Source organism: Phocaeicola sp. RTP21359st1_B8_RTP21360_211022 (assembly GCF_040911965.1).
GTDB classification, from domain to species: domain Bacteria; phylum Bacteroidota; class Bacteroidia; order Bacteroidales; family Bacteroidaceae; genus Phocaeicola; species Phocaeicola vulgatus.
In genome coordinates this window covers 26,721-40,628 of sequence record NZ_JBDFXP010000001.1, presented here as the reverse complement: position 1 = coordinate 40,628, position 13,908 = coordinate 26,721, and the positions used below count along the sequence as shown (strand labels likewise).

Genomic DNA, 13,908 nt, shown 5'->3' with positions numbered 1-13,908 from the left:
TTTAGAATGTTGCATGTAGTCCAAAAGATATAGTTGTTTGTAGCGGATAAGTTTTTCCGGAATTCCCATCAGAATAACTTGAATAAGTTGTTTCTGGGTCAAAACCGCTAGGTAGGCTAGTGATAGTCAATACATTCTCGGCACTGACATATACACGTAATTTCTGCATATGTAGTTTGTTGATGATTTGTGTCGGGAAAGTATATCCTAGTTGGATATTTTTTAAACGGGCATAGGCGCCGTTTTGCAAGTAACGCGTTTGTACTTTTTGATTCATATCTTTGCTCATATACATTTTGGGAAAATAAGCATTGGTATTGGGACCAAATACAGAAGTTGTATTTTCTGGGCGATAATAATCCAAATGCTCTTTTAAGCCGGTTGATTGCCATTCTCCTCCCGAGATTCCCCAAAACATGAGACCATCCAGCCATAAATCGCGTTTTGCGACTCCTTGCCAGAACATACTAAAGTCGATACCTTTCCATTCAACTCCTAAATCTAAGCCAAATCTGAAACGTGGGGTGGAGTTACCAATAATTTTGCGGTCTCCCGGATCGTCTACTGTATTAGCTCCTTCGTTGATTACTTTATCTCCATTAAGGTCTTCGAACATAATATCACCTTCGCCCCAGCCTGAGCCCCATGAAGGGTTGTTATCTTTTGTCCATTCGTCCATTTCCGATTGGCTTTTAGCTATTCCATGAGTTACATATCCCCAAATGGCTCCTAATTCCTGATCTTTATAATAGGTGTTGAGTGATTTGGATTCGTTGGGATACTTGTCGACAAATGAGCGGGAATCTGCCATGTTGAAGCCTATATTATAATTAACTTGTCCTATTCTGTCACGCCAACTGGCGGCTACTTCCCATCCTTTGGTGCGTAAGTCTGTGTTATTGCTTGCCGGCATACCGATGCCATAGATAGAAGCAACTTCAGAAGCCGGACCGACCATATCCAATGTCTTACGGATAAAATAATCGAAATTTATGTTAAGTCGATTTCTGAACATTCCTAAATCAAAACCAATATTTAAGGATTGTACTGTTTCCCAAGTCAATGAACTGCTAATTGTTCCAGGCATACCGGCAACAGTTGGTTTAGAGTCTCCCATTAGCCAGCTTCCTCCATTGGGCTTGACTGTTTGCAATAAATACATGGGATAATAAGAATTCGTATTTTGATTACCTAGTGTACCCCAGGATACACGAGGCTTTAATTGGTTGATAATATTTTCATCTACCGGGAAAAAATCTTCGGCCGCCATATTCCAGCCTAAAGAAAACGAACCGAACAGTCCCCAACGGTCTTTTCGGAGGAAACGAGAAGAACCGTCATAGCGTAAGTTACCAGCAATAAAATATTTATTGGAATAATCATAGTTAATACGTCCAAAGAAACCCGCTGTAGCCCAAGTGTAAGCACTGGCTTCATTAATTTTATCTTCGCCTGTTGCAGTGCCGATTTCGGGTACTGATTCAGTAATGAGATCCATACGTTTTACAGAAAGATAACGGTTGTTGTATTTTTCTGTATTAACGCCTGCCATTACTTTGAATTGATGTTCGTCGAATGAAAAAGAATAATCACTATACAAGCTGGTTGTCAAATGATTGGCTTTAGTCCAATATTGCATAGCTCCGGTTTGTCCTACTGCGTATTCTCCACCGTATGCCAGTTCTAATGCTTCTCCGACTACATTGTGTTCATATACTTTATTCAGATTCTGTCTTTGTACTTGATCAATCAAGCGTAACCCTACATTTGCATATATATTCCAGTTTTTCAAAGGATGAAAAACAAGTTGTCCTTGCAGATAAACGTTATTATTACTGGTAATGGAACGACTTCCATTCGTAAGTTGTCCTAATTTTCCATTGCGCATATAGTAGCCGTTAGGATCTTTAAACGGCATTGTAGGCCATAGGCGTGCCACATCATGATAGAATAAGCCATTCATGTCGCTGTAAAGAGGGTTGTCTAATTTGGTATAAACATATTTAGTATTAACTTCTATATCCAACCATTTAAAAGGTTGTGCATTAAATTTTGCATTGGTTGAAATACGTTCATAGGAATCATTTCCGTAACGCAGATTACCGTCTTGATCCAGATAGTTGGTTGATACATAATATTGGCTTTTATCACTGCCTCCGTTGATATTCAGGTTATGCTCTTGAGACCATGCCCATTTGTAGTGGGTTTTGTACCAGTTAACATTGTCATTGGCTTTTTCATGGAATTGCCAGTTACCATTTGCATTGGCAATAGTGCTGGTTGTAATTTCACCATTCATGTATTGCTGGATACGTTCCATGGTATCTTCATCAAAAATAGCTTTTCCTCCTCCGTTAATACTACCTTCGTTAAAATAGTTAGCGAATTGGTAGGAGTTCATTAAATTCGGCAAATGGTTAGGACCGGCATAACGGGCATTTCCGGAATAAGAGATACTGGCTTTTCCTGCTTTACCTTTTTTAGTAGTAATCAAAATCACGCCGAATGCTGCACGTGAACCATAAATAGAACTGGCGGCTGCATCTTTTAATACGGAGATAGACTCTACATCATCCGGATTCAGATTGTTCATATTGCCTTCTATACCGTCAATTAAAACTAACGTAGCAGCTTTAGAACCTGTAGAAATAGTACCTGTACCACGGATGTTCACATCCATAGTTTGTCCTAATTGTCCTCCTAAGCCTCCAACAGATAAATTTAAACCAGGAACAGTACCTTGTAATGATTGGCCTAAGTTAGTGACGGGACGGGAATCGAGTACTTTAGTATCTACTGTAGCTACAGCGTCTGTCAGATTAGCTTTTCTTTGTGTACCGAAACCGACTACGACAACCTCATCCAACGTTTGTGTGTCTTCAGACATTTGAATGTTATACGAAGTTTGGTTTTCATTGACTTTAATTTCTTGTGTGATGTATCCGATAAAAGAGATAACCAACACATTTTCTTTTGAAACTTGGATTGTGAAATTTCCATCAAGGTCGGTCACCGTTCCATTGGTTGTCCCTTTGACAATGACACTGGCACCGATAATAGGCTCTTTGAGCTTTTTATCCGTGACTACACCGGTGATGCTGAATTGCTGGGCGTACAGGAATGTACAGTTGCAAAGCAATATCAAAAATAGAATTGAGATTTTTTTCATGCTTCTCTGTTTTTTAATTAGACATTAGGTTAATACATTGCAAATGTATGTTAATCAGTGATGTGGCTTAATACACGTTCATTTCATTCAGCATGCATGTTTAATGCATCTCTATATTTTTTGGTGAATCTTTGTTGTTATCTCTTTTTTATTTTATTCCTTTGCTACAGGTAATGAATTAAATATGAACCTTAAAATCTTATCACTGGTTATAATTGGAGTATGTATATTGCTGCCGGATGTGTGCTATGCTTTTTTAAGCAAAGATGTGCATCTGCTCAATATGCAAAACGGATTGGCCGACAATACCGTATCTGCTGTTTATAAGGATAAAGAAGGCTTCGTTTGGTTTGGAACCCGAAACGGGTTGAGCCGTTATGACGGTAGGCGGATTACAAATTTTGAAAGGAGTAGGAGTTATCCTAGTATTTCAAACTTAAAGGAGGTTTTTGACGGGGTGCTGGCATTTGTGGATAATGGTGTCTTTTCTGCATTTGATTTGAAAAAAGAACGGTTTTTGTCTGTGGTTTCTTCTTCGGGACAGGGTATTCCATCTCGAGGGATGTTGCAGAGGAATGATTCGTTGGTTTGGGTGATTTCCGGGAGTGAGCTGCATTTAATGAAGCGGTGCGCATCAAAAGAGGGTGAGCTTCGGCTCCGGGTTTAAGAAAAATATACAGGCTGGAATAACCAGGATAATCTTTTGGTTGCCATCACTTATTCTTCGGATAAAATCTGTCTGATTGATGAAAAAGGTAGAATTATCTTGCTGGATGCGACAAACCTGAATTCCTTTCGGGTGATTGATCTGGGGCGTACCGGTAGTCTGTCTGTAAATTCTGTTTTGTATGATGATGGTCGGATATGGATTTCTACAATTGCTCATGGGGTTATTTATTACAATGAACGAACCGGGAAAATCAAGCAGTTGACTTATCATGTGGCTCCGGTATCCGACAGACTTTCTCATACAGATGTTTTCGGTGTTATCAGATTAAATGAGAATAAATATCTGGCCGTAACGTGGAATGGATATACGGTGATGACAATAGATAAAAATAATCAGGACGAGATATTGACAGAAGTTTATAGTAACACTTCTTCTTTGATGTACCGCAATCTTGAAACGAGGATGATTGCGGCTTATTACGATTCACATGGTATTCTGTGGATTGGTACGGATGGTGGAGGAGTTATCTGGTCGGATTTGCGTATGCAGTTTTATAATTGTTTTTATCAGGACAGGCATAATGAGATTTGTTCTATTGTAGCGGATGACGATCATTATCTTTGGTTGGCAACATACCATAAAGGAATTATGCGGAGCCGGACAGCGTTTGGTACTTCGGAAAAAACAGACTTCTTTCAAGTAGGAGATCAAGATGTGAAAAAACAACAGACAGTGTTGTGCAGTCTGAAAGATGAGAAAGGGAATTTATGGTTTGGGAATTCAGATGGTTCATTGACCTGTTATTATAAAAAAGAACGCTCATTCAAGATATTGCGATTGATCACGGAAGATGGTGACCTTAACAAATCATCTGTCTGGGCCTTATTTCTTGATAGCAAAGGCCGTTTTTGGATTGGTACACATAAAGGACTTTGGTTATTCGACCGTGAAACGAACAGGGGTAAGAAGATACATTTCAAAGTATCCGGATTACAGAACTTGTCTCCTCTTTATATTCGTGCTATGGCTGAAACCGACGATCATACGCTTTGGCTGGGCACTGCGAATTATGGTATATGTAAAGTGATAAATGAAAAAGAACTGCAGACCGGCTATGAAAAGAAGTATGGTATGGCTGAGAATTCCGTTCGTTCATTATTAGCTTCGTCTGATGGTAATCTGTATGTCGGATACATGGCCGGTCTGGCAGTTTTCTCTCCCGGACAGGATGCGATAACTCATGTATATACTACCCGGGATGGATTGTGCAGTAACTTTATTGGTTGCATGACTGAGGATGCGGACGGGCAAATCTGGTTGGGCTCTAATTCAGGTATTTCCCGTTATAGCCGTCATCAGCATTTGTTTTATAATTATTACATTGCAGGCAGTAACCGTTCTGTCCTGCATTGGGAGGATGTCCTGTTTTGGGGAAATAATAAAAATCTTACTTATTTTAACCCCGATGACATTAAAGCGTTTACCACTTCCGAATCTGTCGTGATTACCGGATTGGAGGTAAATAATAAACCTGTAGAGATAGGAAGAGAGGTCAATGGGCAGACCATTCTTTCACAAAGTATTTTCTATACGCCTTTTGTCCGGTTGAATCATGCGAATCGTGACTTTGCGCTGACGTTCAATAACCTTTCTTATTCTGAAAGCCAGCAGAAGTATAGTTACAGGCTTCGTCCTTATCAGCCTGGTTGGCTTGTGGCCAACGGAGGGGAAAAAGTTTCGTATGCTAACCTTCCTGCCGGGGAATATGTTTTTGAGGTGAAAAATATTTATCCGGATGAAAGAGACAGTAAAATAACCTCGTTGAGAGTAGAGATTTTGCCTCATTGGAGTGAAACTTTCTTTTTCCGCTTCTGTATGATGGTGCTGGGAGGGATAATAGTTTATATGGTTATGCAGCGTATTAAATTACGGCAAAAGAGGTTGGAGCACGAGTTGCGCTTGGAACATGAGATATTTGCTGCTACTGTAGAGCGTGACAAGGAGAAGCAGATTCGGATGGAACGCGAGAATTTCTTTACGAATGCAGCTCACGAGTTGCGTACACCTTTAACTTTAATCTTATCTCCCCTGCAGGAATTGTTAGGAACCGTCCGCCCTTCAGACACCGTCTATACTAAACTGGCTGCCATGTATCGCAATGGAACCTCTTTGCAGACATTGGTCGATCATTTGCTTTATGTGCAGAAGATTGAAGCAGGTATGATTAAACTCCGGATTTCGAAAGTCGATATAGTGGTATTGGCAAAGCAGATAACCGATCCTTTTCATGAACTGGCAGAAACAGAAGGGATTAACTTTACGGTTGAATCGCTGAATGAGCCACTTTTGCTATGGATAGACGTGGAAAAAATAAGTTCGGCTATCCGTAATTTATTATCTAATGCGTTTAAGTATACATCTCCGAATGGAAAGGTGATTTTTAAGATGAACCGTATCGAGATAGATGGATATTCATTTTGCAGTATAATCATATCGGATACAGGTAAAGGAATACCGGAAGAGTTACGGGGGAGGATTTTTGAATCATTTATTACCGGAGAAAATACACCTTTGTTTTCTAATAAGGTAGGTATAGGCTTGCGTATTGTTAAAAATACGATGGATCTTCATCATGGCACGGTGAATTTGGACAGTACTCTCGGAAAGGGTAGCACTTTCACATTATTGATTCCTGAGGGAAATGCACATTTTGCAGAGGACCGGTATGAGATTGTTGGTGCTCCGGAGATGGAGGAGTATGCTCTTCCGTTACCGGTAATGCAGGCGGAAGGGCAGGAAGACAAGCCTTCGAATAAAAAAACATCTCTTCTTGTTATTGAGGACAATGAGGAAATCCGGCATTATGTCTGTTCTTTATTCTGTAAAGATTATGCCGTATATGAGGCGGCAAACGGTGAAGAGGGGGTTGATGTGGCAATGAGTAAAATTCCGGATTTGATTATTTCTGATATAATGATGCCTGTAAAAGATGGGTTTACCTGTTGCCGGGAATTGCGTGAGCAGCCTCGGACAGCACATATCCCTATTTTGATGCTGACGGCAAAGGCTGAGGATGCGGATGTGTTGCAGGCTTCAAAAATAGGTGTGGATGATTATATGATGAAACCCTTCAATCCGGAGGTATTGAAGGCAAAAGTCCGGAACCTGATACTCCAGCGGGAACGCCTGAAGAGGATATATACAAAGACGTTGATGTTGAAGCAGCAGGAAAGTGAACCGGAAGCGGATGGGAATAATGCTCCGGATGATTTTATACAGCAAATTATTCATGTCATAGAAGCTAATCTGGCGAATGAGAACTTTAATGTAAAAATGTTGGCGGAGCAATTGAATATGAGTCAGCCTACCCTTTATAGAAAAATAAAGCAACGTAGCGAACTGGCTGCTATTGATATGATTCGGAGTGTACGGATGAGCAAGGCTGCCTCCCTTATTATGGAGAACAGGTATTCCATTCAGGAAATAGCCGAAATGGTAGGATATAGTGATACACGTACGCTCCGAAAGCATTTTACCGAGCAATTCGGAGTGTCTCCATCCAAGTATATGGAAAAGGATTGAATCTGCTTCTTATCCGAAGCAGATTCCCATCCGTTTGCCTTGTACAATCAGGTCATGGTTCTCATTGACAAGTTTTAATTTACCAGCCACTTCATTCAGAGGGATGGAGCCAATTTCCGCACCTTGCAGAGAGACCATTCGTCCGAATTGTCCGGAAGCAATCAGTTCTGTGGCATGTCCACCCATACGAGTGGCCAGATTACGGTCGTAGGGAGTAGGAGAGCCGCCACGCTGGATATATCCCAGTACAGTTTCACGGGTCTCGAATCCGGTTTCATATTCTATTTCTTGGGCTATATATTCGGCGGCTTTTTTGCCGTCCATGGTTTTGATGCCTTCTGCGACAACAACAATGGAATAGGGCTTCCCTTTTTTCAAGCGTTCAATGATGGTATTGCCTATATTATGAATATCATAAGACAGTTCCGGAATAAGAATCACGTCACCGCCTCCCGCCATTCCGGAATAAAGTGCAATCCAGCCAGCTTTATGTCCCATCACTTCAATAACCATGACACGTTGGTGTGAACTGGCTGTAGAATGCAGCCGGTCAATGGCATCGGTAGCAATGGTCACGGCAGAATCGAATCCGAATGAAACGTCTGTTCCCCAAACATCGTTATCTATTGTTTTAGGTACAGAAACAACGTTCACACCTGCTTGGGCCAGTTTGGCTGCGGTCTTTTGGGTTCCGTTTCCGCCGATACATACGATACAGTCCAGACCTAGATCATGGATATTCTTTAACATCAAAGCCGGTTTGTCCTCCGAGGCTGCCGACAGGCGTTTCTTGAATGGCTTTTCTCTGGAAGTGCCTAGTATTGTCCCTCCCAGATTTAACAAGCCCGATAATGATTTTTCTGTCAATGGTTCTACGTCATTGTCCAGCAATCCCCGGAATCCGCTATGAATTCCATAAACTTCCATACCGTAATGATTTATCGCTGTTTTGCAAACTCCTCTAATTGTGGCGTTTATTCCTGGACAGTCTCCTCCTGATGTCAATATTCCTATCTTCATAGCCTTTGATGTTAAGTTGTAAGCGACCGTAAAGATAACAAAAAATAAAAGTAATGTAGAAAACTATAAAAAAAATAATGTTATCAGCCATTATAATATAGAAATAAGCTATTTTTGCAAGATATAACGAATCGTATACTAAGACAAATGAATTCTACCAGATTAATTAGTACGCTATTCAAGCCCAGACAAAAAGCGACAGCCTTGTATGCAACTCAGGCTGAGGCGCTCCAACATAAAGTGTTTTGCCGGCTGATGAAGGATGCGGCCCATACGGAGTGGGGATTGAAATATGGCTATAAAGACATAAAGAGATATCAAGACTTTCAACGTGTACCTATACAGACTTACGAAGAAATCAAGCCATACGTGGAACGGATGCGTCATGGAGAGAAAGATGTCCTGTGGCGTGGAGAAGTGCAGTGGTTTGCCAAATCTTCAGGAACAACTAATGACAAAAGTAAGTTTATTCCTGTCAGCAGGGAGGGACTTCATGATATTCATTATGCGGGTGGTATGGATGCAGTGGCGCTGTATCTCCAACAAAATCCTGAGAGTCGTTTTTTCTCTGGAAAAGGTCTGATTCTTGGAGGAAGCCATGCACCAAACTATAATGTGAAACGAAGTCTTGTAGGAGACCTTTCTGCCATATTGATTGAAAATGTGAATCCGTTGGTCAATCTGATTCGGGTGCCCGATAAAAAGATTGCGTTGCTGAGTGATTTCGAGGAAAAAGTAGAAAGGATTACTCGTGCCACAATGAATCAGAATGTGACCAATCTTTCAGGAGTGCCGTCATGGATGATGGCTGTACTGAAACATATTCTGGAAGTGAAGGGAACGGATAATTTGGCGGAAGTATGGCCTGATTTGGAAGTTTTTTTTCATGGAGGGGTTGCTTTTACTCCTTATCGCGAACAATATAAACAGCTTATTCGTAGCGACAAGATGCATTATATGGAAACATACAATGCCAGTGAAGGTTTTTTCGGATTACAAAATGATTTCAGTGATCCTTCCATGTTACTGATGATTGACTATGGGGTATTTTATGAATTTATTCCGATGGAAGATGTCGGTACTGAAAATCCTCATATTGTTCCGTTAACAGATGTGGAGTTGAATAAAAATTATGCGATGGTCATCAGTACTTCCTGCGGATTGTGGCGTTATATGATTGGTGATACCGTGAAGTTCACCAACAAACACCCCTATAAATTTGTTATAACAGGGCGTACCAAGCACTTTATTAATGCATTTGGTGAGGAGTTGATGGTGGATAATGCGGAACAAGGGTTGGCAAAAGCCTGCGAGGCGACCGGTGCACAGATTATTGATTATTCTGCTGCTCCTGTTTTCATGGATGCACATGCCAAGTGCCGTCATCAGTGGCTGATAGAATTTGCCGTTATGCCGGATTCTTTAGAGAATTTTAGTCGGGTTCTTGACACTTCTTTACAACAAATTAACTCCGATTACGAAGCTAAACGCCATAAAAACATTACCTTGCAGCCGTTGGAAATAATCGTGGCGAGACCTAATCTGTTCCACGATTGGCTGAAAGAAAAAGGCAAATTAGGCGGACAGCACAAAGTGCCGAGATTGAGCAATACGCGTGATTATATAGAAGAAATGCTAAGCTTGAACCAATAAGAACATGAATTGGAAAAAACATAAATTACCTGCTTTGTTGATGCTGATGATCGTGGTGTATTCCTGCGCAAGCATGGGAACACCGGATGGAGGTCCGTATGATGAGGAGCCGCCCAAGTTTATCAGAAGCTCTCCCAAGCCGTATGCAACAAACAATAAGAATAAGAAGATTGCCATTGAATTTGATGAGTTCATCAAATTAGAGAAAACATCGGAGAAGGTGGTAGTGTCTCCTCCTCAATTGGAACAACCTGATATTAAGGCAAGCGGCAGAAGAGTATTGGTTAACCTCATGGACTCATTGAAGCCCAATACCACTTATACCATTGATTTTTCGGATGCCATTGTGGATAACAATGAGGGTAATCCGCTAGGTAATTATGCTTTTTCTTTTTCTACGGGAGAAGCCATTGATACACTGGAAGTTTCCGGAAATGTATTGGCTGCTGCTGATTTGGAACCTGTCAAAGGTATGATGGTGGGATTGCATGCAGATCTGAGCGATAGCGCTTTTGTCAAGAAACCGTTTGACCGTGTATCCCGTACTGATAGCCGAGGGCGTTTTACCATCCGCGGTATCGCACCTGGTAAATATCATATCTTTGGTTTGATGGATGGTAACCAGAATTATTTGTATGACTCCAAGACCGAGATGATTGCTTTTTGTGATTCTATTATTATTCCTTCCATGGAGGCTGCTGTGCGTCAGGATACGTTGTGGAAGGATACAGCGACTATCGATACGATTAAAACAGTGGGGTATACCCGTTTTCTGCCGGATAATATTGTTCTAAGAGCATTTAAGGGAATAAATAACCGCCAGTATCTGTCCAAGAGCGAGCGTGATAAAGAGAATCATTTTATATTATCTTTCAGTGCGCCGGCCGATACGTTGCCTGTTTTGAAAGGATTGAACTTTGATGAGAAGGATGCGTTTATTATAGAAACGACTCCACGAAACGACTCAATTTGTTATTGGATCAAGGATTCGTTGGTTTATCAGATGGATACGCTGGAGGTTCAGTTGGATTATTTATATACGGATACACTAAACCGGTTGGTTCCCAAAACCGATACCATTTATCTGGCTAATAAACTGACAAGAGAGCAACGGGAAAAATTGCAGAAAAAAGCGAATGAGGAAAAGGAGAAGGAACGTAAAAAAAGGGAGAAAAAAGGAGATACCATCAGGGTGAAACCAACTAAATTCCTGACTATGAACGTCGATGCTCCGTCAGCATTCGATATATACAGGAATATCTATCTATCTTTTGAAGAACCTGTGGCAAGCATAGACACGGCGGCCATTCATATGGAAGTAAAGGTGGATAGTGTGTGGCAACCGGCTCCTTTCTTCTTTATGGCTGACTCGTTGATGCCACGTCAATATCAGATATTGGCAGATTGGCAACCGGAGCAGGAATATCAGTTGACTATTGATTCTTTGGCGTTTATTGGTGTTTATGGGCTGCATACGGACAAAGTCCAGCAAACGGTGAAAGTGAAAAAAATGGACGAGTACGGAACTATCTTGTTGAATATAAAAGGAGCTGCTCCCCATGCTGTTGCCGAGTTGTTGGATGCGAATGGAAATGTATTGCGCCAACAACCGGTAACGGAGGAAGGAACGGCGGACTTCTATTTCTTGAATCCGAGTACGAAATATTATATACGTTTGTTTAACGACCATAATAATAACGGAGTTTGGGATACGGGAGATTATGATAAGAAGATTCAGCCTGAAGAGGTTTTCTATTTCCCGAAAGTTTGGGAAATGAAAGCTAACTTTGAATTTGAAGAGAATTGGGATGTGAATGCTATTCCTATAGACAAGCAAAAGCTGGATGAAATAAAGAAACAAAAACCGGAAGAGACCAAAAAGGTGCAAGATAGAAATAAAGAAAGAGCTAGAAAACTAGGCCGATGAAAAAAACTATTCTCATATTATTGTGCGGCTGGTTTGCCATTATGGCAACCAGAGCGCAATGTGCGGCACAAAACGAAGCTATCCAGGCAGGTGAAGAATTAGTGTACGATTTAAAGTTTAACTGGAAATTCATTTGGGTTGCTGCCGGACAGGCAAAAATGGACATGCAGGCTATTACTTATCAGGGGAAACCTTGTTTTCGTAGTAACTTGATTTCTGTCAGTAACAGACAAGTTGATTTCTTTTTTAAGATGCGTGATACATTGACTTGTATTACCAGCAGTCGTCTGGAACCTGTTTATTTTCGTAAAGGAGCCGAAGAGGGCGACCGCTATACGGTGGACGAAGTATGGTTCAGTTATAAAAACGGGAAATGTATTGCCGATCAGCGTCGTATGAGGAGGGAACGGGATACGGTGAAATCGAAAGACCAAAGTGATGAGTGTATCTTTGATATGCTGAGCATATTGATGAGGGCACGTTCATTTGATGTAAGTGACTATAAAGTCGGCGATAAAATATTGTTTGATATGGCTACAGGTACTAAAGTAGAGCAGCAAACATTGATTTATCGTGGCCGGAAGAATTTTAAGGCGGAGAATGGTGTGAAATACCGTTGTTTGGTCTTTTCCTTGGTAGAGTATAAAAAAGGAAAAGAAAAAGAGGTAATAACCTTTTATGTAACTGATGATAAAAACCATTTGCCGGTGCGTTTGGATTTATATTTGAATTTTGGTTCGGCAAAAGCATTTCTGAGAGAGATAAAGGGGAACCGTCATCCTCTAACTTCCATTATAGAAAAGTAGCGGTTTGTCTTGATATAGTAATACCGCCGGGCCTTGGCAGATGCCGGGTCGGCGGTTGTGTTGTTGTATATTCATTATGAATGGTATGTTATTCATCGAACAGTTTGGCCTGTCTGGAAATAAGTTTCAAGGTCTTTCCTTCATTTAATGCAGTAAGAATAGTTTCACCCCCTTTGTTCACTTTGCATAAAGAGATTTTCGGTCCCATGATTTCGGTAATCCGTATTTCACCGATTTTGGTTTCTATATTATGTCCTTCCAGTATGCCATCTTCCACTACATCAAAGCGTAATCCTTCTTTGATAGGATCATCATATCCCAGGTTGATATAAATGGTTTTTGCCTTGTCTCTTTTGGTAGATACCACTTTCAGTATTGAACCGTATACTTTGAAGTGATTTTCTACAAAAAGTCCCATTTCGTATGGCACATTGATTAATGAATTCTCTAAAGCGCTATATTGGGTGGCATCTTTACCGGATGCTGAGCCTGTCTCTTCATAATTGCGTGTGCTGATAGTTACTCCGTCACTGGTCCGTATTAAATCAAGGCGCAGGGTGAATTTCTCTTTATAACTGTTCTCACGGCTGTGGTAACGTCTGTGAGAGCTTCCGTCATCGGTTGCTTCCCTTTGTATCAGGTTTCCTTTTAACAGGTACTCTGCTCTGAAGCGGCGTGCATCTTCCAGCGGGCTCAGACTGAGATCACTTCCAGCCGAAACGGCGTCCACTACATTGATGCGGTTGGTGTTGCGGATACCATCGATAAATGCGAGACGAATCAGGTTGATCGCCCTGTTGGGTATTTTGATCTCACTATTGAAGTCATCCACATAAATCGTATATTTTTGTCCGGATGCTTCTAAGGATATGACTGTCAAAATTATTAATAATAGGATATTACGTTTCATGGTTATACGAATTTGTAAGGTTTGTAATGTAGTTCTTTTACGAAAATACACAGTTCGCTGTTTATTTGCAAGTGAACTGCGTTAAAATAGATTGCGGGCATTGATTATTTATTGCCGGTGTTTATTTTTTCATGTTTAAGTATTTGGTATTGACAGATAATGATTATCTTG

6 protein-coding genes and 1 pseudogene are annotated in these 13,908 nt (G+C 40.9%); 4 read left to right on the top strand and 3 right to left on the bottom strand.

Features of this window, described 5'->3' with window-relative positions; all coding sequences use genetic code 11:
• Nucleotide 1: 1 nt before the first annotated feature.
• Nucleotides 2–3,169 (bottom strand): TonB-dependent receptor, encoded by a 3,168-nt coding sequence (locus AB5062_RS00155; protein ID WP_032952964.1) that lies wholly within the window; start codon nt 3,167–3,169, stop codon nt 2–4.
• A gap of 184 nt (nt 3,170–3,353) precedes the next feature.
• Between AB5062_RS00155 and AB5062_RS00150 the strand changes: the two are divergent.
• A pseudogene (locus AB5062_RS00150) lies at nt 3,354–7,421 on the top strand (two-component regulator propeller domain-containing protein).
• Nucleotides 7,422–7,430: 9 nt separating this feature from the next.
• On the opposite strand, the gene AB5062_RS00145 reads toward AB5062_RS00150, so the two are convergent.
• Nucleotides 7,431–8,441 (bottom strand): ATP-dependent 6-phosphofructokinase, encoded by a 1,011-nt coding sequence (locus AB5062_RS00145; RefSeq protein WP_005844296.1) that lies wholly within the window; start codon nt 8,439–8,441, stop codon nt 7,431–7,433.
• A gap of 147 nt (nt 8,442–8,588) precedes the next feature.
• On the opposite strand from AB5062_RS00145, the gene AB5062_RS00140 reads away from it, so the two are divergent.
• Genes AB5062_RS00140 through AB5062_RS00130 form a run of 3 tightly spaced genes read left to right on the top strand, consistent with a single transcriptional unit; the run spans nt 8,589 to nt 12,827 of the window.
• The gene (locus AB5062_RS00140; protein ID WP_008781347.1) at nt 8,589–10,094 is read left to right on the top strand and encodes a GH3 auxin-responsive promoter family protein; all 1,506 of its coding nucleotides are present in this window, start codon (nt 8,589–8,591) and stop codon (nt 10,092–10,094) included.
• Nucleotides 10,095–10,098: 4 nt separating this feature from the next.
• A complete protein-coding gene (locus AB5062_RS00135) occupies nt 10,099–12,021 on the top strand; it encodes an Ig-like domain-containing domain (protein WP_005844300.1) in 1,923 nt (640 codons plus the stop codon).
• Nucleotides 12,018–12,827 carry a DUF3108 domain-containing protein gene (locus tag AB5062_RS00130; RefSeq protein ID WP_005844302.1) on the top strand — a complete coding sequence of 270 codons (810 nt, stop codon included), beginning with the start codon at nt 12,018–12,020 and terminating at the stop codon, nt 12,825–12,827. Before AB5062_RS00135 ends, AB5062_RS00130 begins: the two co-directional genes overlap by 4 nt.
• Nucleotides 12,828–12,915: 88 nt before the next feature.
• Here AB5062_RS00130 and AB5062_RS00125 read toward each other — a convergent pair whose 3' ends face one another.
• Nucleotides 12,916–13,737, bottom strand: a complete 822-nt coding sequence (locus AB5062_RS00125) for a hypothetical protein (RefSeq protein WP_008666620.1) — start codon at nt 13,735–13,737, stop codon at nt 12,916–12,918.
• Between the last annotated feature and the right edge of the window lie 171 nt (nt 13,738–13,908).

Bases quoted from the DNA above. Each gene is read 5' to 3' on its own strand.
- AB5062_RS00155 (WP_032952964.1), bottom strand. From the start codon at position 3,169: ATGAAAAAAATCTCAATTCTATTTTTGATATTGCTTTGCAACTGTACA.
- AB5062_RS00145 (WP_005844296.1), bottom strand. From the start codon at position 8,441: ATGAAGATAGGAATATTGACATCAGGAGGAGACTGTCCAGGAATAAAC.
- AB5062_RS00140 (WP_008781347.1), top strand. From the start codon at position 8,589: ATGAATTCTACCAGATTAATTAGTACGCTATTCAAGCCCAGACAAAAA.
- AB5062_RS00135 (WP_005844300.1), top strand. From the start codon at position 10,099: ATGAATTGGAAAAAACATAAATTACCTGCTTTGTTGATGCTGATGATC.
- AB5062_RS00130 (WP_005844302.1), top strand. From the start codon at position 12,018: ATGAAAAAAACTATTCTCATATTATTGTGCGGCTGGTTTGCCATTATG.
- AB5062_RS00125 (WP_008666620.1), bottom strand. From the start codon at position 13,737: ATGAAACGTAATATCCTATTATTAATAATTTTGACAGTCATATCCTTA.